The sequence below is a fragment of the Deltaproteobacteria bacterium genome (assembly GCA_016210005.1).
Lineage (GTDB): Bacteria > Desulfobacterota > Binatia > HRBIN30 > JACQVA1 > JACQVA1.
The window spans coordinates 19,577-45,932 of sequence record JACQVA010000116.1; the positions used below are offsets into that span (position 1 = coordinate 19,577).

Genomic DNA, 26,356 nt, shown 5'->3' on the forward strand with positions numbered 1-26,356 from the left:
CAATCCCTTAGATATCTGCACCATCGGATACGTGCGCCCCGGGAGCGAGATCTCGATCCAGCAGCCGCTCGATGTCGAGAAGCGTGACCAGCTGCTCGCCCGCGATGATCATACCGGCGACAAACGATGCTCTGCCCGCGCCCGCCACCTCTGGCGGCGGTTGTACCTCACCGGGGTCGACTGACAGGACATCCGAGACCGCATCCACGAGCAGGCCCATCACCCGGACACCGACACTAACGACGATGATGACGGTAAACGGGCTGACGGCCACAGGCGGCAGGCCGAACTTCTGCCGCAGATTGATCACCGGGATGATGGTGCCGCGCAGATTCATCACCCCGCCGACATGGGCCGGGGTGTTGGGAATGGGCGTGATCGCCGAAGGCCCTTTGATCTCCTGCACCTGGAGAATGCTGATGCCGTACTCCTGCTCCGCCAAGCCGAAAGTCAGGTACTGCACCGTCTGTGACGCAGTGACTGCGAGTTCGGCCATGCCTAGAACTCCCGCGCCTCGGGATACGGCAACTGGCCGTTGCCGTGGGCGCGCGGTACCCACGCCTTCCAAGCGGTAGCACTGGGAGCATGCACGTCGTGGGGGGCGAGGACGGCCGGATGGGAGCCGCCGCCCGCCGGTACCTCCGGCGCACCGGCGAGGTTAGCCGTTACCCGGAATTGCCGCATCACTTCTTCCAGCGCCCGTGCCTGGCCGGCGAGAGATTGCGCGGTCGCAGACAACTCCTCGGTCTGCGCGGCAGTGGACTGGACCACCTGATCCATATGCGTCACGGCGGTGTTGACCTCGGAGATCCCCGCCGCCTGTTCCTGGGCGGAGGCGGAGATGTCGCGAATGAGGTCGGTGACCTTGCGCACCGAGGCCACGATCTCGTCGAAGGTCGCGCCGGTCTTAGACACCAGCTCCGAGCCGGCGTCCACCTTGCGGACCGATTCGTTGATCAGCCCTTTGATTTCCTTGGCTGCCTGCGAGCTGCGCTGCGCCAGATTGCGCACTTCAGTGGCCACCACGGCGAAGCCACGGCCGTATTCGCCGGCACGCGCGGCTTCTACCGCGGCGTTGAGGGCGAGCAGGTTGGTCTGAAAAGCGATCTCGTCGACGACATTGATGATCTCGGCGATGCGCGTAGAGGTAGTGGCCAACTCCTTCATCGACGTGACTGCGGCGGTTACTACCGCGCCGCCACGCTCGGCGCCTTCACGGGCGGTGGTGGCCAGGTGGGTCACCTGCAGGGCGTGCTCGGCGTTTTGCTTCACCGTGCTGGTGATTTGCTCCAGCGACGCCGCGGTCTCTTCCAGGCTGGAGGCTTGCTCCTGGCACCCGCTGGAGAGCTGCTCAGTAGCCGCCGCCAGCTGCTGCGAGGCACTGGCGACCGAGCCGGCGATGCCCACGGTCTGCCGCAACGCTCGCGTGACGCCGCGGGCGATGACAGAAGCGAGCCCGAGCGCCAGCGCGAGGATGGCGATCCCGATGAGCAGCAGCACTTGCTGGCGGTCGCGAATGAGTTCGCCGGCATGGGTCTCTTGCAAATCGCGCCACTGCTGCGCCAGGCGCACGACCTCGTCCATCGCCGCTTCGTGCTCCAAGTACTTGGCGCGCAGGGGGCCGGAGATCAGCCTGGTGGCTTCTGCTAGATTCGCCGCGTTCACGGCGGGAATAAACTCGTTGTCGCGCAGCGCGAAGAATTCCTTTGCTGGTGTGTAGGCGCGCTGAATGAGGACCTCTTTCAGCTTGCCCTCGGGTAGGGTCCGCTCATAGTACGCATGGCGCTCTTCGAACTGCGCGCGCTGCGCCTTGCTGTGCTCGATCAGCCGTTCCAGGCGGGCGCGATCCGGTTCGTCGAGCATCTCGAACACGAGTAAGTACGCCTCCAGGGCGTTCAACGGCGGCGGCAACACGTCCCTCACGAGATCGTCCGCCAGCATGATCTCCTGGTAAATGGGACCATTTACCTTGGTCGTGTGCAGCGCGTGAATCGCCAAGCCGGCGAAGCCGAGGAATCCCACCAGGAAGCTGCCGACCAGCAAGCCCAATCGGACCCTCATGCCGCGACGATGAATGATGTTGAACATATGATACCTCACACGTGCATGATGCCGGGGGCGTACACGCGGCCTTCGCTCACAACCGATGAGCGAGTCGCCCGCGCCAAGTCCATCAACCCGAGCACGTCCAGAATCAGTGCGACACGCCCGTCGCCGAGAATCGTGGCGCTGCCGATTCCGGGGACGCGCCGGAAGTTGGTTTCTAAGCTCTTGATGACGACTTGCCGCTGCTCCAGCAGATGATCCGCCAGCAACGCCACTCGGGTGCTGCCGTTGCGTGCCACCACCAGAATGCCGCGGCTGGGGTCGGTGGACCCCGGGGCCAACCCGAAGAGAGCGTGCAGGCGCAGCATCGGAATCATTTGCCCGCGCAGGCGCAGCATCTCCCCGGAACCGACGACGTTGGTGACGTCGGCGGGCGCCGGCCGCAGCGATTCGAACACATTCACCAGCGGGATCACGTAAGTCTGCGCCCCGACTTGCAGCAGCTGCCCGTCCAGCATCGCCAGCGTGAGCGGGAGAGTGAGCTGAAAGCGGGTGCCGGCACCGGGTTCGGTGGTGATGTTGATCGTGCCGCCGAGTTCCATGATGTTGCGCTTGACGACGTCCATACCCACCCCGCGTCCGGAGACCGCGGTTACCGACTCGGCGGTGGAGAAGCCGGGCCGGAAGATCAGTTGATCGATCTCCTCAGGGCTCAGGGCTTCGCCCGGTCGTACCAGGCCGGCGGCCTCGGCGGTGCGGCGGATGCGCTCACGGTCTAGCCCGCGCCCGTCATCGGCGACCTCGACGTAGATCTGACCGCCCTGCTGATAAGCGTGCAGTGTCAGCGTGCCTTGCGCCGGTTTGCCTCGGCGTTGGCGCTCGGCCGGCGGCTCGATGCCGTGATCGATGGCGTTGCGAATGAGGTGCAACAGCGGATCGGCAACCTTTTCGATCACCGACTTGTCGAGCTCGGTGTCTTCTCCGTGCACGACCAGCGCAACCGGCTTGGCGCACTGCGCCGCCAGATCGTGGACCAGGCGCGGGAAGCGGCCGAAGAGGTTACGCACGGGTACCATGCGGATACCCATGACGCGCTCCTGCAAGTCGCGGGCGTTACGCTCCATCGTCGCCACGGCTTCACGCAGCTGCGGCAGCTTGTCAGCGGTGAACGTCGTCACCAGCTGCACGACCATCGACTGCGCGATGGCCAGCTCCCCCGCCAGATTGACCAAGGTGTCGGCCTTCTCGATCGGGACGCGGATCGAATTGCTGTCGCTGCCGAGGTCGCGCATGCGCTCTGGTCGATCGGCTGACCGAACAGGCGTTGCCGGCTGGGGGCCGGTCTCGGCCGCGATGGCGGGATTCTCGCCCAGGGCGCCCAGTTGCGCGAGCACGTGGTCACGCGCAGGAGGCACCGAGGTGCTCTCGCCGCGCAGGCAGAGGAGTAGTCCTTTGAGCACATCGGCCGCTTCCAGGAGCACCGCGATGGTGGCCGGAGAACAGCGCAGCTCCCGGTCGCGCGCGCGCGCCAGTACGTGTTCGAAAGCGTGGCTGAAGTCGGCAATGTCCGTCAGGCCGAGCATGCCGCCGTTGCCCTTGATGGTGTGTACGCAGCGAAAGGCGCAGTTTACGGCCTCAGCGTTCTCGGGCGCGCCTTCCAACGCCAGCAGGCAATGCTCCAGGCGGCCATGGAGATCGATGGCTTCATCGAGAAACGCATCGCGTACTTCCGGGTCGTCAATCATCGCCGTCACGTCAGAGCATCCCTCAGGCATAGCCACCCCGGACTAACAGATGAGCACACATCGTACCGCTCGCCAGGTGGCGCGCTGGGCGCGTGCCCGGGATGCGCACTAGCCGCGAGCCGATCGAGATCAGTAAGGTTTTCGAGAACGCGCGGTCCGAGCCGGGGGTTCGAAAGGGCGGCGACCGCTGTCAACGATTCGTCGAAATCGAGCAGATCAACCAATGCGTGACTACCAGGGACCGGCGCCCGCTGGAGTTCGCCGAAGCGGGGCGCACGGCCGGGCCCCAATCGCCAAACCCGCCAGGCCGGCAAGACTGAGGGGTTACCGCTCGTTTGACTTAGAACCAGCGACCGTTCATGCGCACGCGGCAGCCGGTGGGAACATTTTGCTTGAGACCGCCGGGGCGGATGTGGCACAGCTACGTGTCAGCGAGGGGTTATGAGGACGTATCCAGGGTGCGTTGTCGGCGCGCTGCTGCTGACCTGCGGGGCGATGAGTGCGAATCGCGCGTTCGCGGCGCCGCTGCTTCTCAACGAGTACAACGCAGTCCGTTCCGATCAGTTCCTCAACGGCGGCGATGCCGGTGCGGACGATGATGGCGGCCAGGCGGCCGATCCGTTCTTCGGCCGCGTTGCCGGCAACGGCGGCGATTGGTTCGAGCTAGTGGTCGTCGCCGACAATCTCGACATCCGCGGTTGGCAGGTCGCCGTCAGCGACAACGACGGTGCGACCCAAGCGGTCCTGACTTTCTCCAACGCTGCACTCTGGTCGAACCTGCGCGCCGGCAGCATTATCACCGTTGCCGAGGATAGCCCGGAGGATGTCAGCTACGACCCGGCGGGCAACGACTGGTGGATCAACCTGCGCGCCGGCCTTAACGGCACCGGCACTTATGTCAGCGCCACCGACTTCGAGACCTCCAACAACAATACCCAGTTCGAGATTCGCAGCGCGCAGAACATCGCCGTTTTCGGCCCGGCCGGCGAGGGTATTCGCCCGACCAGCGGCATCAACAGCCGCGAGGTGTTTCAATTGCAGGCCGACCCCGCGGCCGTGATTGGCCCGCAGTCGAACGTCTTCGGCAACGCTGTCACCAGCACCTTCGGCGCGCCTAACGTCTACGGCGCCGGCGCTCACGTCCAGGACTTCTTCGCCCTGCGCTCCAGCACGCCCGCGGACGACCAGGACCGCGACGGCATCGCCGACTGCGCCGACAACTGCCCCGCACAACCCAACCTCGATCAGCGTAACAGCGACGGTGATGAGTTTGGCGACGCCTGCGACGCGGACCAGGGCGGCGAGCCCGGCCCCGGACTGCCGCCCGGTGGCTGCGAGCCTAACCCGTTCGACACCAGCCGCCTACTGCAAGTCGAGGTGCGCATCACGCAAGCCAACTGGGACGCCCTGCGCCTGCAAACCCGCCGCCTCACCGATGTGTTTCAGTGCAGCATGACGCCGACCCCGACCGATCCCTTCACCTTTTTCCCCGCAGACGTGGTCGTCGACGGTACCCTGATCGCCAACGCCGGCGTACGCAAGAAGGGCTTCCTCGGCTCGCTCGATAGCACCCGGCCATCGCTGAAGGTCAAGTTCTCCGAATTCGCGCCGGACCAGCGCTGGCTGGGGCTGGAGCGGCTCACGCTCAACAACGGCCGGCAGGACGACTCGCGCATCAAGCAATGCGTCGGTTACCACCTGATGGCCGCCGCCGGCGTGCACGCGCCGCGCTGCAGCATGGCGCAAGTGCGCGTCACCACCGAAAGCGGCACGCAGGATCTCGGCATCTACGCCAACGTCGAGAGCATTGACGACACTTTCCTCGATCGGTCGTTCGGGAGCCACAGCGGCAACTTGTACGAGGCCACCGGCGGTGATTTTCGCCCGACGCGGCTGGTCGGCCTGGCCAGCAAGAACAACGAAGGCAGCAACGACCGTAGCGACATCGAGGCGCTCAGCCAGTTGCTCGGGAGCAGCGCCGACGAGGACCTGTTCACCGCCCTCGAGCCGCTCGTCAACCGCGACGCCTTCTTGAGCTACTGGGTCATGGAGGCGCTCACCGGGCACTGGGACAGTTACTCCGGCGGCACCAACAACAACTACTTCGTCTACCACAACCGGGCCGACGATCGCTTCTACTTCATTCCTTGGGGCATGGACGACATCCTCGGGCAGGGCAGCCTGTTCTTCGCCGACGGTCCGGTGGCGCCGCTGCTGTGGGCGCGCGGTAAGCTGCCGCGGCGCTGGTATCTCCACCCGCAGGGGGCGCAGCAGTATGTCGAGCGCATGCAGGCGCTGTTCGACACGGTGTGGAACGAAGCCGCCATCCTCGCCGAGATCGATCAGGCGCAGGCGCTGGTGGCTCCGGTCATGGGTGATATCACGACACGGGTAGAGTCGGTTCGTAACTTCGTGACCGATCGCCGCGCTAAGTTCAGTGCCGAGTTCGCCGACGGGCCCCCGCCGTGGACCGAAGAGCTGCCTTTCGGCTTCCCCTGCCTGCGCCAGGTCGGCGAGCTGGCGGTCGACTTCACCACCACGTGGATGCGGACCATCCCGCAGACGCCGCCGCGGGGCACGCGCGTCAGTGTCAGCGGCTCGCTCTACGATTACACGCTGCCGGACGACCTCGGCTTGTTGATGCTCACCGCCGGCGGGCCCGACAGCGCGATGATGGGCAGCACCGGTCTGTTGCGGTTGATCTTCACGCTCGCCGATCTCGGCCTCTACGTCGTGCAAGTCAATCTGCCGGCGTCACAGGTCGCCCCCGGCAACCAGATTGCAATCGAGGGCGACTTCATGAACGCCTTCGTCTCGGTCGACAGCGAGTTGAAACCCACACTCCTAGGTGTGCTCACCGAAGGGTTGGTGACACTCGACAGTGAGCAGGCCTCGGCCGTGCCCGGCCAGATAATCGCCGGACACTTCGAGGCCAAGGTGGCGCAGTTCGCGCCGGCGCCCGGCAGTTGCCCCAACGACTGCAGCGGCGACCACGAGGTTACTGTCGATGAGCTGGTAGCCGGCGTCAACATCGCGCTGGGCGCCGCCGATGCGGGCAGTTGCCGCCCGGCCGATCGCGACGAGGACTTCACCGTCACCATTGACGAGCTGGTGCGGGGCGTCAACGCGGCGCTGGAGGGTTGTCCGTTGGTGTCGACCTTCATCACGATTCCGGAGAACTGAGGCGCATGATCCAGGCCGGGCGGCAGCGCGCGGGAGCGCAGGCCGGCGCGTATGGCGCGCCGGTGGCGCGAGGGGTAAGGCGATGATCGATCTGAGCGGGGCGGGCCAAAGCGTCATCGCGCGCTACGAGTTCAAGTATCGCATCGCACCGGCTATGGTCGCGCCCATCCGCGCGGCGGTGCGGCGCTTTTGCCAGAGCGACGACGCCAGTGTGCGTGCGCCCTACGTGATCTCGAGTTTGTATCTCGACTCGCCCCGGCGCGTGCTCTACCGGCACACCAAGGAGCGCCGCCCGCGGCGCTACAAGCTGCGGATTCGCCGCTATGACAGCGGATCGCTGTACTTCGAGGTCAAGCGCAGGGAGAAAGGGGTGATCGTCAAGAGCCGCGTGGCGGTTGATCCGGAACACTGGCCGGCGGTGCTGTTGGATCCGCGTACGCTCGGCCGCTGCCGGCTGTCGCCGGCTGATACCCGCAAGCTGCAAGATTTTCTCGATCGCAGCCTACGCATCGGCGCCGAGCCGGCAACCGTGGTGCGCTACCGGCGCGAGGCCTATGTTAGCCGCGCCGACGATTACGGTCGTGTGACATTTGACTGCCAGCTGGAAGCGCTACGCCCGCAGGGATACGAGATTCCGATTGGCGACGAAGCCGCCTGGCTGCCGTTCGATGACCCGCAGCGCTTCGGCCTGCCGATATCCGCCGTGATCCTGGAGCTGAAGTGCCTGACCGCAGTGCCGCTGTGGATGAGTGACTTGGCGGTGCGATTCAACTTGCAAGCGCTCGGTTTCAGCAAGTACGGCGGTGGTGTCGAAACCGTCGGCGGCTTGCCGTTCGGCCGCGACCGGCAGCGGCGCCCGGCGCCCTGGGTGAGGAGGTCGCCGTGGTAGATTTCTTCGATCTCTTCAATACCGGTCTGGGGCCGGTGTCGTGGGAGCAAGCCGCGCTCTGCCTACTGCTGGCGTTTGTTTTGGGCAAGGTGGTGGCGGTGACCTACGAGCGCACGCACTTCGGCTTGTCCTTTTCGCGCAGCTTTGCCCAGGCGCTGGTGCTGGCCGCGGTGGTGGCTTCGATGCTGATGCTGGCGATCGGCGACAACCTGGCGCGCGGGCTGGGCATCCTCGGCACGGTCGCGCTGGTGCGCTTTCGCACCAACGTGCCCGATAGCCGCGATATGATCTTCATGTTCGCGGCGCTGGCGGTCGGCATTGCCGCCGGGGTGCGCAGTTACCCGGTGGCGCTGGTGGGCGCGCTCGGCTTTGCCGGCGCGGCGCACGCGCTCAACTGGGAGCCGCTCAAGGTGCGCCAGCGCTTCGATGGCATGCTGCGCTTCTGGCTGGCGCGCGACGCCGTCAGCTGGGCGGGCGTGCAGGCCGCCCTTGACACCCATTGTGATACAGCGGTGCTGGTGGCAATGCGTGATCTCGCCCAGGGCGACACCATCGAGTACGCCTATCAGCTCAAGCTCAGGCGCGGCGCCACGCAGGACCAGCTCTTCCATGCCCTCGCTGCGGTGCCCGGCACCGGCGGTATCACCTTCATGATCGAAGACGCTCACGGCGAGATATGAACGAGCACGGGCGCTGGCGAAGGTGGCTGGTGTGGACGGCGGCGGCCGGCGCCGCGGCCGGGTTGTGGTGGTATCAGGAGCCCGGGCGCAACGCGCTGCCGGCAGTCGTCGGTGCCGCCCGCCATCAGCTCGGCGCCCTCGAAGCCGCACGCCTGCAAGCGGTCTTCGTCAAACCCGGTGACGCGGTGCGCGCCGGCCAGCCGCTGGCACAGTTCGACTGCAGCGCCATCGACGCCGATCTCGGCGTTGCCCGCGCCCAGTCGCAGGAGCAGTTGGCGGAGGTCGAGGCCCTGGCGGTGCAACTGGCGGCGGATGCCCGCCGCCGGCGCCTCGAGATCGAAACTGAAGCGGCGCGGGTGCGGGCCGCCATTGCAAGCGCCAAAGGATTACAGCAAGCCCAGCAGGCCGAGCTCAACGCCCTCAGCGAACAAATGCAGCGGCTCGACCAGGCGATCCGCACCCGGCTGGCCGAGGCCGACAAGGTTGCCGCGCTGCGCTCGCGCCAGCTGCGGCTGATCAGCCGCACTCAACAGGCGCCGGAAACGGTACGTGCCTGGGTGGAAGTCGCGGAGCAGGTCCGCAGCGCGCTCGACAGCCTCGACGGCGATGACATCGCGGTGCGCGTGCGCCCGCTGCGGGCGCGGGTCGAAACCCAGAGCCAGCGCATCCAGCAATTGCTGGAGCGCCAGGCCCGCTGCACCGTCCGCAGCCCGGCCGACGGCCAAGTGTCGTCGGTGCTGCACGCTGCGGGTGATGCCATATCACCCGGATCTACGGTGGCGGTGGTGGTCGGAACGCAGGCCGCCTACGTCACGGCTTACCTGGCGGAAGACGCGCGGCGGCCGCCGCGGGTGGGTGAAGCGGTGGTGGTGGCAGCGCGACAGCGCCCGGGCGCCGCCGGCGCCCGCGGGGTGGTAGCCCGCATCGGCCCGGAGATCGTCGAACTGCCGGCGCGGCTGTGGTACGCCCCCAACCGGCCGCAATACGGCCGCCCCGTTCATATCGAGGTCGATGCCGGCGCCGATCTGCTCCCGGGCGAGCTGGCTTCGGTCCGCGGCACCGGCGGCGAGGCCCAAGCCGCCCCGGTAGCGGCCGCGCTGGCGTTTCCGGCGCGGGTTCCCGGCGGCTTGGGCCGCCGTACCCGGCTGGAGCTCAGCGGCCTGGTCTGGTTGCCTGGGCGTAGCCGCTTCCTGCTCGTCAGCGACGACACCGGGCTAGCGGGCGTCGATGAGGGCGCGCCGTGGGTCTTCAGCGGGGATGCCGAGGGCCAGCTCGACCCCGAGCCGCTACTGCTCGACGGGGTAGAGGCGGTGTCTGACTTGGAGTCGGCGACACGCGCGCCCGACGGTACGATATATCTCCTGGCCTCACAGAGCGTGAGTCGCAAGGGCAACCGGCCGGTGAAACGGCAGTGGTTGCTGCGCGTGCAAGAGGCGCCGCCGGGGTTGCGCGTGATTGGCAAGCTGGCGCTCTACGATCAGCTTCTGGCCCGAATCGAGAGTGATCGCCGTGCGGAGCTGGGAGTGTCGGTGCAGCTGGATATCGAGGGCATGGCCTGGCATGCCGGCGGCCTGCTGCTGGGCCTGAAGTCGCCCCTCGACGCTGCCGGACGGGCGCGGCTGTGGTATCTCGCCGATGCCGACAGCCTGCTGGCGGCGACCGAGCCGCCGGCAGAATACGGCGAGAAGCTGTCGCTGTTCGGTGCCCTGGCGCTGCCGAGCTGCGCCAGCGGCGCCGCCGGCGGCATCTCTGACTTGTATCTCGAAGGCAAACGGCTGTACGTGCTCTCGACCCTCTCCGAGGGCCCGGCGTGCGGTTCGGCTTGGCGAGTGGATTTGCCGCTCGGTCAGGCGTCGCCGCACAAACTCGCAGACTGGCCTGACTTGCGGCCAGAGGGCATCGCCCGTGCCGGCAGCGGGCCGCTGCTGATCGCCTTCGACAACGGGGCCGCGGTACCAAGCTTCGCCCACCTGGCGCAGTGACGGCGGCGGTAAACCAAGCGCCCTGCGGCGGAAGTATGGCAACGAATTCGGCGTCAATTGGCAGCAAGCTGAGGCGCCGTCTCGTCTGGTCGCTGCTGCTAGCGGTCTTAGGCGCTCGGGTGGATGCCGCGGATTGCGACAGCGTGGTGGCGGCGGCGGTGGCCGAGGATCCGGCGATTCGCGCAGCGCAAGCGGCGGTGAGCGAGGCCCGCGCCGGTGCCAGCGCGCTGCGCTGGCTCGACCCACCCGAGGTGCGCCTGCGTAGCGATGCGGCGACGCGCAATGATCAGGCCAGACTCGGCGTGCGCTGGCCGCTGCCGGGGCCGGGTGTTGCCAGTGCTTCGGCGCAAGCGGCGCAAGCACGTGAGGCGATGGCGCTGGCCGAAGTCGACGCCCTGGCCGCACGCACCGCCGCAGCCGTACGCGCCGACTGCGCTGAGTTGCGCCACGCGCGCGAGCAGCGCGAGCTGAGCGAGCACCTGATGACGGCGGCGGCCAGGCACTCGCAAGCGGTGCAGACGCGTACCAGCGCGGGCATCAGCACGGCGCTGGCGGAGGAGCACGCTCTGCTTGACGCCGCTGAAGCACAGGAGCAGGCGTTACAAGCCCGCGCCCGCGAGGATGCTGCGGTCACTGCCATGCGGCGGTGGACGGCGGAGCCGCTCGCGCTTGATCGCCACGTCTGTATCGCACCGGCTGAGATCAACGCCGAAGATGCCGCCGGCCGGCATCCGAGCGTGCGGCTTGCCCGGGCCGCAGTCTTGGCCGCAGAGTCCGAAGACCTAGCAGTGCAGCGCCGACACTGGCTGTGGCCGTCGTTCGTACAAGTCAGCTGGGTGCGTGAGCTGAGCGAGCGACACGATGGCGTGCTGGTGGAGACCGGCGTCAAGCTGCCGCTGCCGGACAAAGAGACGGCCGCCTCCGCGGCGCGGCTGGACACCCGCCGCTTCGAGCTGCAAGCGGCCGAGCGCCGGGCGGAGGCGGAAATCACGGCGGCGGCCGCGGCTGCGGGCGAGGCCGCCGCCGCCGTTAACAGAATGGAGGCCGGTGCCGACAGCTTGGCGCGCGCGCAGGCACTGGTTGGCAGCGGCACGGAGGCGGGCGCCGACCCGCAGGAGCTGTGGCGGCTCGATCGCCGCCTGGCCGAGCGGCGACAGCGTCTCAGCACCGCTCGTTATCAAGCAGAACTCAAGTGCATAGAACTGCGGCGAATGCTGGGCCAGCGCTGAACCAAATGGCGCGGCCGGGTGCGGCGGCCGCTGGCCGCAGAGCTGGTGCGAAGTGTGACTCAGCCGGCGATCGGCGGCCCGCCGACGCCGGTGCGCGCGGCCAGCGTGTCCTTGAGCTGGTCCACGTCCACCGGCAGCGACAGACAGCTCACCGTCTTGCAGTCTGCTAGGGCAGCCCGCAAGCGGGTGGTTTCGCCTTCGGCGAGAATGATGATGGGCAGGGTCGGCTGCTTGCGGTGTACCTGTTCGAGCACGGTCAAGCCGCACACCGACCCGGGCAAGAACACCTCCGAGATGACCGCATCGTAGGCGCCGGGCTCGAAGCGAACCAAGGCATCCTCGCCGGACTCGGCCCCATCGACGGCATAGCCACAGCGGCACAGGATGCGCTCCAGCGTGCGGCGAAAATTGGAGCTGCAAGCAATCAGCAGCAAGCGCTTCTTCGGTTCGCTCGATTCATATTCGGCGGACATCGCAACGCACCCTGACATGAGGCCTCTTAAGTCCGGCTCAAGCGGCAGCAGGAATGGTGCCAGGCGCGGCGAATGCCGCTCGGCTCCGGCTGATCGTAGCCAGCTTCATCCCACGTGTGTTGAAACGCAACTGGCAGCCGCCAAAACCGGACAGCCGGCTCACCCCAAGCCATACTTCTCCAGCTTGCGGTAGAGGCGCTGGCGATCGATCTGCAGCAGGCGGGCGGCTTCGTTCTTGTTGCCGCTGCTCTTCCTGAGGGCGGCCAGGATGTTCAGCCGCTCCAACTCGTCGAAGGGGACGGGTTCTGCCAGCGCCTGCGCCCCGGCGAGCGATTCGCCGCTGCTGAGCAAGCCGGCGGGCAGGTCGTGCTCGGTGATCACCGGCTCGGCGGAGAGGGCAAAGGCGCGCTCGATGACGTTCTGCAGCTCGCGGATGTTGCCCGGCCAGCGGTACTCGACGATGCGCCGCATGGCTTCGGGGGTGACCCGTTTGGGTTCGACGCCATATGCGTGGCTGAACTCAGCGACGAAGTGGTTGACCAACAGCGGGATATCATCAGGGCGCTCGCGCAGCGGTGGCAGGTGCAGGGGAACGACGTTGAGGCGGTAGAACAGGTCGCTGCGGAAAGTACCCTCGCGCATCGCCGCCTCGAGATCGCGATTGGTGGCGGCGATGATGCGCACGTCGACCGGCACCGCCTTGGTCGAGCCCAGCGGGGTGACTTCCTTTTCTTGGATCGCGCGCAGGAACTTCACCTGCAGCGATAGCGGAATCTCCGAGATCTCGTCGAGAAACAGCGTGCCGCCGTCGGCGGCTTGAAACACGCCCTCGGGCTCTTCCACCGCCCCGGTAAAGGCGCCGCGGCGGTGGCCGAAGAGTTGGCTTTCGAGCAAGGTCTCCGCCAACGCGCCGCAATTGACCGCTTGAAACGGGCGCTCGGCGAGCGGGCTCTTGCCGTGGATGGTGCGGGCGACCAGTTCCTTGCCGGTGCCGTTCTCGCCGTAAATGAGCACGTTGCTCTTGTTGCGGCTGACCGCCTCGATCACGCGATAGATCTCTTGCATCGGCTCACTGGTGCCGATGATTTGCCCGTAGCGATCGTACTTGCGCAGCTGAGCGCGCAGCTGCGTCACCTCGCGCCGCAAGCGCCGGGCTTCGAGCTGGCGTTCGACGACGATGAGCAGCTCGTCGGGATGGCAAGGTTTGATCAGGTAGTCGGCGGCTCCCAGTTTCATCGCCTCGACCGCGGATTGCAGCGTGCCGTGGCCGGTGAGCACGATCGTCACCGGCGTCAGTTGGCGCGCGTGCATCGTGCGGATCAGCTCCATGCCGTCCATGACCGGCATGTTGAGATCGGTGATGACCACGTCGATGTCGTGTGTCCCCAACTGCTGCAGGGCCACTTGCCCATTGGCGGCCGACTCGACCTGGTAGCCTTTGCGTTCGAGGATCTTGGCCAACGTGCGCACCATGTTGACCTCGTCCTCGACGAGCAGAATACGGGTGGCTGGCATCGACTAGTGCACCACGACTTCCTTGGCTGCCCCGTCGCAGTGGCAGGGCAACTCGATGATGAAGGTGGTGCCTTCGTCGACCTTGCTGTGCACCGTGATGTCGCCGTCGAAGCGCTTGACCACGGAGTGCACAACCGAGAGCCCCAGACCGGTGCCTTGGCCGGGAGCTTTGGTGGTGAAGAAGGGATTGAAGATGTCCTTCAGCTGATCCTCGGGAATACCGACGCCGGTGTCGGCGAACTCGATCAGGATGCGGTTGTCGGGGCGCGCCGCCGTGCGCACCCGCAGTTCGCCGCCGCGCGGCATGGCTTGCACCGCGTTGGTGATCAGATTGAGGAAGATCTGCCGCAAGGCGTTCTGGTTGGCCAGGCAGGGCGCGGCCAGGGCGAAGTCGGTGACCACGCGCACGTCGGCGTTCTGCAGGCTCTTGCTCAGCAGCTGCAGCGTCTTGCGCAGCAATTCGTTGATGTCGACGCGCTCCAATTCAGCACGCGACTCGCGCGAGAATTCCAGCAAGTTGTTGATGATCTCCTGCACCCGCGCCATCTCGTCCTTGGCGATCTGAAGGTCTTCCTGCACCTCGGGGTTGGCGGCGTCGATCAGCTCGCTCAAATCGTAGAGCGCGTTCATGATGATGCCGAGCGGGTTGCGGATCTCGTGCGCAATGCCGGCGGCGAGCTGGCCGATGGCGGCCATCTTCTCCGACTGGATCAGCTGGCTTTCGAGCCGTTTGCGGTCCGACATGTCGACGCAAATGATGTGGAAGTAGCGCCGCTGGCCATACTCGATCAGGCCGGCGGTGAAGATGATCGGCAGCAAGTCGCCCAAGCGGGTGAGCAGGTGGAGGTCCTCGCGGCTAGAGTGGCCGCGCTGCTTGGCTTGTTCAAGCAGGCGCTGGGCGCGCGAGCGCTCTCCGGGCGGCACCAGGTCCCACAAGCGCATGCCGGCCATTTCATCGCGCCGGTAGCCCATCATTCGTTCGGCGACGATGTTGGCGTCGATCACCGTGGCGATGTCGTAGTCGAGCGCAAACATGGCCGCGGGGGCGTTGTCGACGAACTTGCGGTAGCTGGCCTCCTGCTCGCGCAGGTCCTCCTCGCGACCTTCAACAAAGAAGTCGGTAATGTGGAGCAGCCGCTCCTGAAACTCTTGCTGCAACAGCGCCGACAAGGCCTCGAGTTTTTCCGGCTGGCCGGCGTAATGCTCGCGCAGCCGGTCGGTGAGCATGTGGCGCAGCTTCATCTGACCGCTGAGAAAGCGCGAGGCCGAGAACTGTGAAATGAAGCCGCGCCGGGCGTGGCTGCGCAGATAAACGTAGGTCTCGATGTCCTTGGGGTCGGCGACATGGTTGCCCCAGCGTTGCAGGGCGTCGTTCATGGCCGCGCTGATGCCGGGGCGCTCGGGCTCGGGGATGCTCAGCGCCGGGCCGATCAACTGCACCCAGGCGTCGACCACCTCGGGGCCGACCTCGCGCATGAAGGCCGCCAACTCGTCCCGCAGCGGGCTGCGGGTACGCGGATACATCAGCAGCTGGCAGCCGCGCATGTATCCCTCGATGCGCCGTAAGTGCGCTTCCAACGAGGAATCGTAGACCAGCTCCATCATCGTCTCCGCTCACCGGCGGCCGGTTGCGGCCCTCCGGGGTCGGCTTGTCTTACCAGCTCGTCACTGCTCAGGCTACCAACCCCACGCTTGGTTCGGCGTTCGCGACGCACTTGCGGCGGCCGGCGAAACCACGGCGCCGGGCGGCGGCGGCCAGCGGGGCTGCTATCGCGGGACCTTGGCGAGGAAGTCGTTGACCGCGCGGGCGAACTCAGCCGGGCGATCGAGCATCACATGGTGGTGCGCGCCGGCGATCTCACAATCTTCCAACCGCGGCGCCGCCGCGCGCAGCGCAGCGATGCCGGCCGGCGGCATCAGCGGGCTGGCGGCGCCGCGGATGGCGAGAATCGGACAGCGCAGCTGTGGCAACGCCGCGGCGATGTCGTGAGGCCTGATGGCCGCCAACGCCGCGCGATCGAACTTGTAGGTCCAGTGCTCGCCATCCGCGCTGCGGCACAGGGCATGGGCCGCAAGGTGCTGCAGGATCGCCGGTGGTGCGCTGCAGTCGCCCGGCAACAGCCGGTATTGCGCGATGCCTTGCTCACGGGTGCGATAGCGCGGGTGTTGCATTTGGGCTAGACGCTGCATGAAACGCAGGCCGCTGTCGCCGGATTTGAGGCGCGAGTCCACAAGGACGAGCGCGGCGGGGTCGCCGGCTGCCGCGGCGATGGCGGCAACGGTGCCGCCCAACGAGTGCCCGATCAGCCGTACTCGGCGCAGCTCGAGGGCGGCGATGAAGGCCACCACGTCGGCGGCGTAATCGTCGACCTCGTAGGCCGCCGGCTGCGCCCACTCGCTGTCGCCATGGCCGCGCAGATCAAGTGCGATGACGTGGAAGCGATCGACGGCGGAGGGCGCAAACCAGTCCCACCAGTGCGCATGCGCCGAACCACCGTGCAGCAACAGCAGCGGCGCCGCCCCCGGGTTGCCCCAGTCGAGATAATGCAGCCGTAGGCGGTTGAGCGAGATGAAGTGGTCGGTGGCTGGCACGGCGCGCCTTTGATCTGTGGGAGATTTAGAAGGGAAGGGACCAACCAACCACGGACGCGCAGGGGACACCGAGCCGGAGCATTGACGGAAAATCAGAGCGTCGGCGAGGTCGCGGCTTCATTCTATTGCTCTTGCCGCTCATTAGCAGCTGTGCGGTTATGGCACCGCCGCGGTGGTGGGTGGCAGCAAGCCGCGCGCGGCGGTGGCGATGGCGCTGACGGCCTCAGCCTCGGCGGCGAGTACCGGCAGGTCTTCAGTCAGGCGCGCAAACTCCGCCTCGTTGGCGGCGAAATTGGTTTCGGTCCGGATCTGTTGCAGCTCGCTTTGCGCCCGGCGATCGATTTCGGCGAGGCGCTCGGCGGTGGTGTCCGCGGCACCGAGACGTGCTTCGCTGGCGAAGGCGGTGATCCAAGCCGCCTGGCCGGCGACATCGGCACCGATACCGGTGCGCTCGATCGCGGCGAGTCCGGGCAAATACCAGCGCTGCCACAGAGCGCGCCGTAGCCACTGCGCGTGGCCGGTGGCAGCCAGCTGACGGCGATCGTCCGGTGCGAGATCGGTCAGCGTCAGCTCGGCGTGCGCCGGCGGGCGGCCGGCCACGGTGGTGCCGAAGTCCGCGGCCGCGGAGCAGATGGCCTCGCCGGCCGCGTGCAGCGCGCGCTGCACCTCGCCGGTGTAGCGCGCTAGTGCGGCCAAGGTGGTGGCTTCAAGCTCGGCGAAGTCGCCGCGCCACAACCAGCGCCGGCGGGCACGCCGTAACCGTTTGCTAAAGGCCGCGGCTGCTTTGGTGGCAGCGCTGGTATGCTGCGCCACGAGTCGAGCGAGGCCGGCGTCGAACTCGGCCAGCTGCGCCTGCGCCGCGGCTGCTTCAGCAGCGGCAGTATCTTGCGCGTCCTGCAAGCGCGTGCGGGCCTCGATCAGCGCGCGATCCAATTCGGCGCGGCGCCGGCTCAGGGTGGCGTGGGCGGCGCGCAGCTGCGGCTCGCTGCGCTTGGCCGCCTCGCGCAAGGCGGTGACGTTACGGCTGTCTGATGACACGAAGCGCGCGAGCGCATCGGTCAAAGCGCTAATCCCGGTGGCCGCGGTGCCGGCCGGGTCGCGCGCTTGCGCCGCGCGGAAGGCGGCGCGGGCGTCTACGAGAAACAGCTCGTGTGCCCCGGCGACGTTGGCGCGCAAGTTCTCGGCGTGGCGCGCGCGCTCCGCGCCAGCCAGTTCGGCACAGGCGCCGTCGAGGTTCCAGACCACGAACAGCTTGCCGGTGTCCGCCTGCAAGCCGGTCATGAGCCGGCGAGTGAACTGGGTGAACAGGGCGGGGTAGCGTACCACCAAGATCACGGCGTCAAGGGTACGCAGGGTGTTGGCAGTGACAGCGTCGAGCTGAGCGGCACTGCCGAGCCCGGGCGTATCCAGCACTTCCACCTGGCCGCCGAGCTGAAGCAGATCGAGCGGGGTTTCGACCACCACCTCGTCGATGCCGGCGCCGTTGTCGCGCAGCAGCGGCTCGATCCCGTCGCTGCACTCGAAACGCCGGCCCGCTGCCAGCCAGGTGGTGGCTTCACCGTAAGTGACGCGCAGGGGAACCGAGGTGAGCGGCTCGAAGGCGACCGGCGACAAGGGTGCGCCGGCGATGGCGTTGAGCAGTGTCGACTTGCCGGCCTTGACCTCGCCGTACAGGGCGATGCGCACACGCCGGCGCGCCAACTCGGCGAGCACCGCGTCGAGCGCCGCCAGCGTGCCCTGCGGCAGGAGCGTGGTGTGCGGGTGCAGCACGTCGTGCGCGCGCGCTACCGCCTGGTTCAGTTGAGTTGCCAGCGCTCCCCAGGCCCGCGGTTGTGCTTCGCCGCTGCGATCAGACATCTGCCCTCCGCTATCCGTCACGGCCGCCAGTCATACGGGGTGACGCGCGCGAGTTCAACCAGGGCCGCACGGGCTGTGCTTGCGCCGGCTTGCGGGCCGACCGCCGCCGCTGGCACAGTCATGGGGGTTTCGGGTAGATCATCAAGCCGGGAGGACAGTTTGCCATGCTGACTGATGCGGAGGCCAAGGAACAGATCATCCAGATCACGAACGAGCTATTCGCGATGGGGCTGCTGACCGCCACCGGCGGCAATATCAGCGCCCGTGCGGGTGACGGCGAGAGCTTCTGGATTACCCCGAGCCGCATGTACAAGGGCGGCATCGCGGACGAGGATCTCGTACACGTCTTGCCCGACGGCACGGTGATCGAGGGCACGCGGGCGCCGTCAGTTGAGCATCAAATGCACGCCCAGTCGTACCGCGTGCGGCCGGATGCGCTGGGGGCGGTGCACACGCATGCGCCGTTCGCGACCGCCTTCGGCATCTGCAACCAAGCGTTTCCGCCGATCAATACCGACGCTGTGTTTCTGCGCGATACGGTGACGGTGCCATGGTACATGCCGGGCTCGCGCGAGTTGGCCGACGCCGTCGGCGAGGCGCTGAAAAAGAGCCGCGGGGCAATCCTGCAGAACCACGGCCTGATGGCGGTGGGCAAGACCCTGCGCGACGCGGCGACGCGCTCGATGATGCTGGAAGAAACCGCGAAGTTGACGCTCTACTGCAAGCAGTTCGGCGGCACCGTCAGCCTGCTGCCCGGCGATTGGGTAGAGCAACTCGCCGGGCTCGCCGAATTCATCTGAACCGCGAGTGAGCGGCCCGAGCTTCTGTTGGCTACGGCTGCCAAGGCCGTGCCTGGGCGGGCGCCGTCAGCCGAGCTTCTGCAGGTCGACCCGCACGGCTCGATCGGTCGGCACCGGCTGCCAGGAGAAGGCCCGGTACTTGAGATGGCCGTAGCCTCCCGCCAAGCCGAGCCATTTCATCTGCCCGGGTTCAAGCTCCGACTGGCCGCGCCAGCCCGGGTGCATGAAGGGCTCGAAACCGTTGTACAGGATCAGTTGGCCCGGACGGCAAGCGGGTGAAATCTTGCCGCTGACGCGGATCTCGCCGACGTCGCTGACCACCCGCACCAGCTCGCCGTTGGCGATGCCGAGCGTGGCGGCGTCGCCGTCGTTGATGAACACGAAGGGCTCGCCGCGATGGGTGTTGAGCAACGTTCGGTTGAGCATGTTCATCGAGTGAATGCTCCAACGGTTGTGGCCGCTGGTGAGCTGAAAGCGGCGCTGCGGGCCGCCATGGCCGGGGGACTCCTTGTGCACCGGTAGTTCCTCGCCGGCTTCGAGGAACCACTCGTGGTCGATGTAGAACTGAGCCCGCCGCACCAAGGTGTCGTAGGGGACTTTGTCCTCGGTGTGCCAGCGCAACGGGTTGTGGACCTCGTCGGGCCGCAAGGGCGAGGCTTGCGCGGCCCCGTGACCGACAATGCCCCAGCCGGAGAAGCGGATGGCGCCCTTTTGGCGCAGCGTCGCCAAGCTAGTGCCGGGCGGTAGCACGCCGTAGACGGCGTTGTCGCGCACGGCCTCATCGAAGCGTGCCTCGTCATCGCGCACCGCGCCGCCTAGGGTGAAGGCGGCAACCAGGCCCTGGAGGCTGCGGGCGCGGCCGTTGCGGTCGGTGAACTCGCTCAGGCCGCGAGCCGCTGCGCATTGCTCGATCTTTTCCAGCAGGCGCACGCCGATCTCGTAATCCGAGAGCGCCGCGCCGGCGGGCGCCACCGCGCGATCGGCGAGCACGCAGTTGAGGTGATGCACCGAGGGCATGCTGTGCTGGAGCTTCTCGCCGTGTTGGGCCGCGGGCAAGATGTAGTCGCAGTACATGCCGGTGGTATTGAGCCGCGAGTCGATCGACACGATCAATTTGAGCTGCGGCCACAGGTGCTCGAGCAGCAGCGCTTGTCCACCACGCTGGCGGCGGAGCAGGTTGCCGCCGGCTTCGATCAGCACTCGCGGTGACACGTCCTGCCAGATTTGCGGCAGGCTGCCGTCCCACCAGCCCTTGGCGGCGGCTTCGTTGAGGTAGGCGGAGAAAGGCCGCGGCATGGCGGGGTCGTGATTGTCGGGGTTATCCCAGCGCTCGCGGTAGCCGTACCGGTGGTACCAGAGGAAGACCGGCGCGACGGTGCGGCCCATGCCGCCGAGTTCACCGGCCATTTCGGCGGCGCGGTTCTGCAGCATCTCGGTGGTCATAGTCGGATCGGCGGCGCCCAGCAGACGGCGCATGCGGGTGAGATTAGCCAGGAAGCGCTGCGCCGCCTCTTGGCCGGCGGCGCCTTTCTGCGCCATGAAGGCCTGGCCGTCGAGGCCGATGACGGCCCACGAGCGCACGCCGGTGCCCTTCTTGCCCCAGTTGCCGGTGAGCGCCAGCAGCAACGCCATGGCGCGCTCCATCAGGTCGCCGTGGTACGACTTGCCCGAGTTGCAGCCGACGAAGATCTTGGTCTTGCGCGTGGCCACCTTGCGCGCCAGCGCACGGATGTTGTCGGGGTGAATCCCGCACAGCGTGCCGGCTCGCTCCGGCGTGTAGTGTTCGAGGTGGCGGACCAAGCGCGCGAATACGGGCTCGGCCTCGACCTCGCTGCCGTCGGCGAGGGTGACGGTGAAAGTACCCGAGAGCGCGGGGTCAACGCCGGTGGCCGCCAGCGTGCCGCGCGGCGCCGGTGTGAGTACGTTGGTGAGCGCGTCCCACCAGAAGAACTGGTCGTCGCGGTCATCGGGGCTGAGGTCGCTGCCGCGCAGAAAGCGGCCGGTGTCGCGCCGCACGAGCAGGGGCAAGTCGGTCTGCTCCTGCACGAACGCTCTGTTGAACAGCCCGGCGTCGATGATCACCTTGCACATGCCCAAGGCCAGGGCCGCGTCGGTGCCGATGCGAATGGGCTGGTGGTAGTCAGCGTGGATGGCCGACGGGCTGTAATCGGGCGCGATGGTGACGACTTCGCCGCCGTTGTAACGCGACTCGGCGAGGTAGTGGTACATGGTGATGTAGGTGTAGACCGGGTTGGCGTGCCAGATCAGCGTCAGCTCGGCGAGAAACCAGTCGTCCATCGACGCCACCGGATTGAACAGGCCCCAGGTGAGGTGGAAGCCGGGGCTGAAGTCGTGGAATTCCGCGCTGCCGTCGGTGATGACGGCGCCGAGGTAGTTGGCGAAGATGCGCGCAGGCGCCGCGCCCATCTCCGGCGTCATGGGCACGATGATCGACTCCGGCCCCTGCTCCTGAATCGCGTCGAGGATGGCGCCGGCGATGTCACCTAGGGCTTCGTCCCACGACACCGCTTTGAACTTGCCCTCGCCGCGCTCGCCGATGCGCTTGAGCGGCTGGGTTACGCGATCGGGTGCGCTCAGCAGCTGCGGCCAGCACGCGCCTTTTTGGCAGCCCATGGGATTCATGTCCGGAATGCCCGCTTCGATCTGGGGCAAGGAGCCGGCCGCCTCCTCGCGCACAATGCGGCCGTCCTTCACGTAGGCGTGTAGTGGGCAGCCCGAGGGGTAGCAGTCGACGTTGTGGCTGCTCCATGCCACCCGCTCCCAGCTCCACTTGCGGCGATACGCCTCAGCCCAGTCGCCGCGCAGCTTTTCCATAAACCATACTCCTTCACGCACCTTGATTCGGGCAGGACGCCGGCGGGATGACAGCGGCCGTATACAGGCCGCTGCTTACGCGAAAGCACCGCCTTCCGCTACGGCCTGTGGCGCGGCCGTAGACCGGGAGCGATGCGTCTGCGAGTGGTGGCGCTCATGCCACAGCTCTACCGGATGCGCCCGCATCGGCCGGCGCTTGCACCGGCCCGGCGGCCGAGTAGCCGAGCTTGGCCGCCAGGTTGAACACTACCCAGGCACCACAGCGACTGCAGTCAACGTCGTTGCCGTAGCAGCAGAAGGGGGTGACGAATTGATCGCCTTCCATCCACAGCGGCAGAACGTTGGCCTGAGATGGGCACGCGGAGGTGACCCGCTCGCAATGCGGCGGCAACATCAGCTCCAAGCTCCGCGCCGAGTTGCGGATGAAGCCGGGGTAGCACGTCTTCAGCCGCACGACTTCGCGTACGGCGGCCGCCCGCTCTTCGTTGGTTGCCCAAGCGTCTTCGCTGACGCCGCGAGCCGGCGGCACATAGAAGGAGAAGGTCATCCAACCGACGCGGGTAGGGCGCAGCGCGCGCACGAGTTCTTCGAGCCGGTGCTGGTTGCGTTTGGTCACCACGCACTGCACCTGCACCGGCGTGGCGAAATCGGCCGCCATGCGCTCGAAGGTGCGCAGCACCTTGGCGTACGTGCCGCGGCCACGGATGGCGTCGTTGATCTCCTGCGGGCCGTCGAGGCTGACGACGTAGAGTACGTCGGGGCCGAAATCGACCAGCGCCACCGTGCCGTTGGTGGTGATGGTGTTGCGTGCAAACAATTTCACCCCTTCGGCGAGCAGACGATGGCGCAGCAGCGGCTCGCCGCCCATCCAGAGCATCGAGACGATGCCATGACGATCGCGCAGCCCGGCCAGGGTTTCGAGCATGGCGTCATCGCCCATCTCATCGCGCACCGAGGCGGGCTCTTCGTTGGGGTTGCCGTCGCGGTAGATGAAGCAGTGCGCGCACGCGAGGTTGCAGCGGTTGGTGATGTTCACCATCGCCGCCGGATAGCGCGCGTCCTCGCGGTAGTGCCCAGTCAGCCTGGCGCGAATCATTACGCCAACCCGGCTACCCCAGCCGCAGCCCAAAGGCAACCGCGTATGAGGTATGGCGAGGTATGGCCAACGGCCGCGCCGCGACCACGATGCTCACCGCTCAGCCAGCCTTGTGCTGGACTACGCACCGCACCCTGCCCGCGGTTGAGCACGTAGGTGTAGACCTTATGCTCATGTCGCGATGGTCCCGGCTTGTGAGCCGTACCAAGATAGTGATCCAATTGAACTAGCGCCGGCCCTTGGCTACGGTTCGCGCCGGGAGGAGTTCTCGCATGGACCACGAACAATTTCGTGCCGAGACCAGCCACTGGCTGCGGGCCAATGCCCCGGAGTCGATGTTTGGTGCGCCTAAGTCAGTGGACGAAATCTGCTGGGGCGGCCGCAAGGCTAGCTACCCGCCCGACGTCAAGCGTTGGCTCGAGGTCATGGCCGAGCGCGGCTGGACGGCTCCGATGTGGCCCAAGCAGTACGGCGGCGGCGACCTCAGCCGCGAAGAGGCGAAAATCTTGGCTCAGGAAATGGCCAAGCTGCAGCTGCGCCCGCCATTGACCGGCTTCGGACTCTCAATGATCGGCCCACTGCTGCTGCAAGAGGGTAGTGAGGACTTGAAGCGCATCCACATCTCGCCGATCGTCCGCGGCGAGATTCGCTGGTGCCAAGGCTACTCCGAACCCGGTGCCGGCTCGGATCTCGCCAGCCTGCAAACCCGCGCCGAGATCGACGGCGACTACTTCGTCCTCAATGGCCAGAAGATTTGGACCTCTTACGCTGACAAGTCGGACTGGATGTTCATCCTCGTGCGCACCGACCCCAACGCCCGCAAGCAAGACGGCATCACCTTCCTGTTGCTGGATATGGGCAGCCCCGGCGTCTCGGTGAAGCCCATCCTGCTCATCAGCGGATCGTCGCCATTCTGCGAGACCTTCCTCGATAATGTCCGCGTGCCGCGCGCCAACGTGGTCGGCAAGGTCAACGGCGGCTGGGCCATGGCCAAGGCCCTGCTCGGCCATGAACGCACGATGATCGCCGATGTCTTCAAGGATCGCGTGCCCGGCAACCCGCTGGTCGACTTGGCGCGCAAGTACATCGGCGGTGACACCCACGTTGCCGACCCGATCGTGCGCGATCGCATCGCACAGGTGGAGATGGACCAACACTGCTTGGATCTGACGCTCGACCGCGCCCGCGACGGCGCCAAGGCCGGCCATAAGCCGGGCCCGGAGACCTCGATCTTCAAGTACTACGGCACCGAGACCAACATGCGCCGCCGAGAACTGATGGTCGATATCTTGGGCCCACAAGGCCTGGGCTGGGAGGGCGCCGGTTTCGACGACAAGGAACTGGCAATTACCCGCGACTGGCTGCGCTCACGCGGCAACTCGATCGAGGGCGGCACTTCCGAGATCCAACTCAACATTATCGCCAAGCGCGTGTTGGGTTTGCCGGACTGACCGATGCCAGCGCCCAGCGCACGGTAATCCGCAATTCGCAATCGGAGATCCGCAATCGGGAGATGTCATGGCCCTGGTCTTCACCGAAGAGCAAGAACTGCTGCGCCACAGTGCGCGCGAGTTCGTCACCAAACAGAAGCCGCTGCGGCGGCTGCGGGCGCTGCGCGACGGCAATGATCCGGTCGGCTTCTCGCGCCAGGTGTGGGGCGAGATGGCACAGCTGGGCTGGCTGGCGATTCCGTTCCCGGAGCAGTACGGCGGCGCCGCGCTCGGCTACATGGACCTGATCGTGTTGATGGAGGAGCTGGGGCGCGGCTTGTTACCCGAGCCGATGCTGTCCGCGGTGTTGCTGGGCGGCAACGCGATCGCGCGCGGTGGTTCGGGGACACAGAAGGAAACGCTGCTGCCGCCTCTGATTGAGGGCAAACTATTGGTGACCGTTGCGGTGCAGGAGCCCGGGAGCCGCTACGATCTCTGCCATGTTGCTACCCGTGCCGCTCGTGCCGGCGCCGGCTGGCAGTTGAGCGGCACCAAGGCGCTGGTGCCCGACGGCCATGTCGCCGACCGCATCATCATTCCGGCGCGCACCGCGGGTGAGGTCACTGAGCGTGCCGGTGTGACACTGTTCTTAGTGAGCCCACAAGCGGCGGGCGTCTCGGTTGTGCGGCAGTCAACCGTCGATGGTCGCAACGCGGCGCTCGTGCGATTGCAGAACGTCGCGGTTGGCGAAGATGACGTGATCGGCAGCATGGGCCAGGGGGCAGAGCTGCTGGCTGCGGTCGTGGATCGGGCCACCATTGGGGTTTGTGCCGAGATGCTCGGCAGCATGGCCGCGGCCTTCGAGATGACGCTGGACTATCTCAAAACCCGCACGCAATTCGGTGTGCTCATCGGCACCTTCCAGGCGCTCAAGCACCGCGCCGCCAAGATCTTTGTCGAGCTCGAACTGGCGCGCTCGGCGGTGATGGCGGCAGCGCAAGCGGCGGACGCGCAGCAGCCCCAGCTGCCGCGCCTGGTATCGCTCGCCAAGGCCCGCTGCGCCGATGCTTTCATCCTTACCGCCAACGAAGGCGTACAGATGCACGGCGGTATCGGCATGACCGACGAGCACGACATCGGCTTCTTCCTCAAGCGCGCCCGCGCCGCCGCCATGATCTTCGGCGACGCCGCTTTTCATCGCAACCGTTACGCGGCTACTGGCGGATACTAGGGCGAGGCGGAGCGGAGTAGTGACTTCGCACGGCCGCTATCCGCGGGGTCGGCGTGCTTCAGCGAACCCGGGCCGGTCATGTTGCTCGATCGCAGCGCTATTGCTCGCGTGCCACGTGTGATAGTGGTGACCGCATCCGCAAGAGGTTCTCGTTGTGAGTGGGCCGGCACGTCTCCCCTATTACACGTACTCAGATTATCGGTGCTTCGAGGAATCGACGGACGCCAAGCACGAATATGTGCACGGACAAATCCTGGCGATGGCCGGCGGCACTCCGGAACACGCAGCCCTAGCTACCGCCATAATCGGTCTCCTCGAACGGCGCCTGGCCGGTGGTCCGTGCTACCCGTTCTCGTCGGATCTTCGCGTGCGCGTGCGTGCGACCGGCCTCGCCACCTATCCCGACGTGACGGTCATCTGTGGCGATCTGGAGCGGGACGCGGAGGATCCAAATGCAGCGGTGAATCCGACGGTATTGGTAGAGGTACTGAGCCCCAGCACCGAGGAGTATGATCGCGGCGAGAAGGCAGCTCACTACCGAACGATCCCGTCATTGCGCGAGTATCTGCTGGTGTCGCATCGCGAGCGGCGCATCGAGCGCTGGTGGCGACACGGAACAGACGACTGGGAGCGCCAGAGCGCCGGCGGGGGCGAGGTCCTGCACCTATCCGCGCTCTGACCCTGCCCGACTTGTGGCCTCTGGACACGGAGGTTGGATTGCGGTAGACGTACATGCGTGACGGCGGTGGTGGAAGCGGCGGGGTTGGTTTTTC

Annotated in this window: 19 protein-coding genes; 9 read left to right on the forward strand and 10 right to left on the reverse strand. The window is 66.7% G+C overall.

Going from position 1 to position 26,356, the window contains the following annotated elements; all coding sequences use genetic code 11:
• Positions 1 to 7: 7 nt before the first annotated feature.
• From HY699_11170 to HY699_11180, 3 genes are read right to left on the reverse strand one after another with little or no spacing between them, the layout of a single operon-like run.
• Positions 8 to 496 carry a chemotaxis protein CheW gene (locus HY699_11170; GenBank protein MBI4516362.1) on the reverse strand — a complete coding sequence of 163 codons (489 nt, stop codon included), beginning with the start codon at positions 494 to 496 and terminating at the stop codon, positions 8 to 10.
• A gap of 2 nt (positions 497 to 498) precedes the next feature.
• Positions 499 to 2,061: a methyl-accepting chemotaxis protein gene (locus HY699_11175; GenBank protein ID MBI4516363.1), complete on the reverse strand. Its 1,563-nt coding sequence runs from the start codon at positions 2,059 to 2,061 to the stop codon at positions 499 to 501.
• Positions 2,062 to 2,096: 35 nt separating this feature from the next.
• Positions 2,097 to 3,800 (reverse strand): chemotaxis protein CheA, encoded by a 1,704-nt coding sequence (locus HY699_11180; protein MBI4516364.1) that lies wholly within the window; start codon positions 3,798 to 3,800, stop codon positions 2,097 to 2,099.
• Positions 3,801 to 4,232: 432 nt separating this feature from the next.
• Between HY699_11180 and HY699_11185 the strand changes: the two genes are divergently transcribed.
• The 5 genes from HY699_11185 to HY699_11205 all read left to right on the forward strand — a co-directional run bounded on the left by HY699_11185 (position 4,233) and on the right by HY699_11205 (position 11,754).
• Positions 4,233 to 6,974: a CotH kinase family protein gene (locus HY699_11185; protein MBI4516365.1), complete on the forward strand. Its 2,742-nt coding sequence runs from the start codon at positions 4,233 to 4,235 to the stop codon at positions 6,972 to 6,974.
• A gap of 82 nt (positions 6,975 to 7,056) precedes the next feature.
• Complete coding sequence (locus HY699_11190) at positions 7,057 to 7,863, forward strand: polyphosphate polymerase domain-containing protein (protein ID MBI4516366.1); 807 nt, start codon at positions 7,057 to 7,059, stop codon at positions 7,861 to 7,863.
• Positions 7,857 to 8,543 carry a DUF4956 domain-containing protein gene (locus tag HY699_11195; GenBank protein MBI4516367.1) on the forward strand — a complete coding sequence of 229 codons (687 nt, stop codon included), beginning with the start codon at positions 7,857 to 7,859 and terminating at the stop codon, positions 8,541 to 8,543. The genes HY699_11190 and HY699_11195 overlap by 7 nt, the downstream gene beginning before the upstream one ends.
• Entirely contained in the window at positions 8,540 to 10,525 is a 1,986-nt protein-coding gene (locus HY699_11200; GenBank protein ID MBI4516368.1) for an HlyD family efflux transporter periplasmic adaptor subunit, read from the forward strand. Before HY699_11195 ends, HY699_11200 begins: the two co-directional genes overlap by 4 nt.
• A 35-nt stretch (positions 10,526 to 10,560) precedes the next feature.
• On the forward strand, positions 10,561 to 11,754 hold the full coding sequence (locus HY699_11205; protein MBI4516369.1) for a TolC family protein: 1,194 nt from the start codon (positions 10,561 to 10,563) through the stop codon (positions 11,752 to 11,754).
• A 59-nt stretch (positions 11,755 to 11,813) separates the two neighbouring features.
• Here the strand turns inward: HY699_11205 and HY699_11210 are convergent, their stop codons facing one another.
• The 5 genes from HY699_11210 to HY699_11230 form a co-directional block, all read right to left on the reverse strand.
• The gene (locus tag HY699_11210) at positions 11,814 to 12,227 is read right to left on the reverse strand and encodes a response regulator (GenBank protein ID MBI4516370.1); all 414 of its coding nucleotides are present in this window, start codon (positions 12,225 to 12,227) and stop codon (positions 11,814 to 11,816) included.
• 159 nt (positions 12,228 to 12,386) lie between these two features.
• Positions 12,387 to 13,742: a sigma-54-dependent Fis family transcriptional regulator gene (locus tag HY699_11215; protein MBI4516371.1), complete on the reverse strand. Its 1,356-nt coding sequence runs from the start codon at positions 13,740 to 13,742 to the stop codon at positions 12,387 to 12,389.
• Positions 13,743 to 13,745: 3 nt separating this feature from the next.
• Positions 13,746 to 15,347, reverse strand: coding sequence for a PAS domain S-box protein (locus tag HY699_11220; protein MBI4516372.1), 1,602 nt, complete (start codon positions 15,345 to 15,347; stop codon positions 13,746 to 13,748).
• A 162-nt stretch (positions 15,348 to 15,509) separates the two neighbouring features.
• Positions 15,510 to 16,334 (reverse strand): alpha/beta hydrolase, encoded by an 825-nt coding sequence (locus HY699_11225; GenBank protein MBI4516373.1) that lies wholly within the window; start codon positions 16,332 to 16,334, stop codon positions 15,510 to 15,512.
• Positions 16,335 to 16,490: 156 nt separating this feature from the next.
• Positions 16,491 to 18,191 (reverse strand): dynamin family protein, encoded by a 1,701-nt coding sequence (locus tag HY699_11230; GenBank protein MBI4516374.1) that lies wholly within the window; start codon positions 18,189 to 18,191, stop codon positions 16,491 to 16,493.
• 164 nt (positions 18,192 to 18,355) lie between these two features.
• Between HY699_11230 and HY699_11235 the strand changes: the two genes are divergently transcribed.
• On the forward strand, positions 18,356 to 18,991 hold the full coding sequence (locus HY699_11235) for a class II aldolase/adducin family protein (protein ID MBI4516375.1): 636 nt from the start codon (positions 18,356 to 18,358) through the stop codon (positions 18,989 to 18,991).
• A 66-nt stretch (positions 18,992 to 19,057) separates the two neighbouring features.
• Here the strand turns inward: HY699_11235 and HY699_11240 are convergent, their stop codons facing one another.
• A complete protein-coding gene (locus tag HY699_11240) occupies positions 19,058 to 21,826 on the reverse strand; it encodes a molybdopterin-dependent oxidoreductase (GenBank protein ID MBI4516376.1) in 2,769 nt (922 codons plus the stop codon).
• Between the two features lie 154 nt (positions 21,827 to 21,980).
• Positions 21,981 to 22,922, reverse strand: coding sequence for a radical SAM protein (locus HY699_11245; GenBank protein ID MBI4516377.1), 942 nt, complete (start codon positions 22,920 to 22,922; stop codon positions 21,981 to 21,983).
• Positions 22,923 to 23,194: 272 nt separating this feature from the next.
• Here HY699_11245 and HY699_11250 point away from each other — a divergent pair, with 272 nt between their 5' ends.
• From HY699_11250 to HY699_11260, 3 genes are all read left to right on the forward strand, one after another.
• On the forward strand, positions 23,195 to 24,373 hold the full coding sequence (locus tag HY699_11250; GenBank protein MBI4516378.1) for an acyl-CoA dehydrogenase family protein: 1,179 nt from the start codon (positions 23,195 to 23,197) through the stop codon (positions 24,371 to 24,373).
• Between the two features lie 67 nt (positions 24,374 to 24,440).
• A complete protein-coding gene (locus tag HY699_11255) occupies positions 24,441 to 25,583 on the forward strand; it encodes an acyl-CoA dehydrogenase family protein (protein ID MBI4516379.1) in 1,143 nt (380 codons plus the stop codon).
• Between the two features lie 154 nt (positions 25,584 to 25,737).
• Positions 25,738 to 26,262: a Uma2 family endonuclease gene (locus HY699_11260; GenBank protein MBI4516380.1), complete on the forward strand. Its 525-nt coding sequence runs from the start codon at positions 25,738 to 25,740 to the stop codon at positions 26,260 to 26,262.
• Positions 26,263 to 26,356 lie beyond the last annotated feature (94 nt).

Excerpts from the sequence above, each read along its gene's own strand:
- HY699_11170 (MBI4516362.1), bottom strand. The coding sequence starts at position 496 with ATGGCCGAACTCGCAGTCACTGCGTCACAGACGGTGCAGTACCTGACT.
- HY699_11175 (MBI4516363.1), bottom strand. The coding sequence starts at position 2,061 with ATGAGGGTCCGATTGGGCTTGCTGGTCGGCAGCTTCCTGGTGGGATTC.
- HY699_11185 (MBI4516365.1), top strand. The coding sequence starts at position 4,233 with ATGAGGACGTATCCAGGGTGCGTTGTCGGCGCGCTGCTGCTGACCTGC.
- HY699_11190 (MBI4516366.1), top strand. The coding sequence starts at position 7,057 with ATGATCGATCTGAGCGGGGCGGGCCAAAGCGTCATCGCGCGCTACGAG.
- HY699_11200 (MBI4516368.1), top strand. The coding sequence starts at position 8,540 with ATGAACGAGCACGGGCGCTGGCGAAGGTGGCTGGTGTGGACGGCGGCG.
- HY699_11205 (MBI4516369.1), top strand. The coding sequence starts at position 10,561 with ATGGCAACGAATTCGGCGTCAATTGGCAGCAAGCTGAGGCGCCGTCTC.
- HY699_11210 (MBI4516370.1), bottom strand. The coding sequence starts at position 12,227 with ATGTCCGCCGAATATGAATCGAGCGAACCGAAGAAGCGCTTGCTGCTG.
- HY699_11215 (MBI4516371.1), bottom strand. The coding sequence starts at position 13,742 with ATGCCAGCCACCCGTATTCTGCTCGTCGAGGACGAGGTCAACATGGTG.
- HY699_11220 (MBI4516372.1), bottom strand. The coding sequence starts at position 15,347 with ATGATGGAGCTGGTCTACGATTCCTCGTTGGAAGCGCACTTACGGCGC.
- HY699_11230 (MBI4516374.1), bottom strand. The coding sequence starts at position 18,191 with ATGTCTGATCGCAGCGGCGAAGCACAACCGCGGGCCTGGGGAGCGCTG.
- HY699_11235 (MBI4516375.1), top strand. The coding sequence starts at position 18,356 with ATGCTGACTGATGCGGAGGCCAAGGAACAGATCATCCAGATCACGAAC.
- HY699_11240 (MBI4516376.1), bottom strand. The coding sequence starts at position 21,826 with ATGGAAAAGCTGCGCGGCGACTGGGCTGAGGCGTATCGCCGCAAGTGG.
- HY699_11245 (MBI4516377.1), bottom strand. The coding sequence starts at position 22,922 with ATGATTCGCGCCAGGCTGACTGGGCACTACCGCGAGGACGCGCGCTAT.
- HY699_11250 (MBI4516378.1), top strand. The coding sequence starts at position 23,195 with ATGGACCACGAACAATTTCGTGCCGAGACCAGCCACTGGCTGCGGGCC.
- HY699_11255 (MBI4516379.1), top strand. The coding sequence starts at position 24,441 with ATGGCCCTGGTCTTCACCGAAGAGCAAGAACTGCTGCGCCACAGTGCG.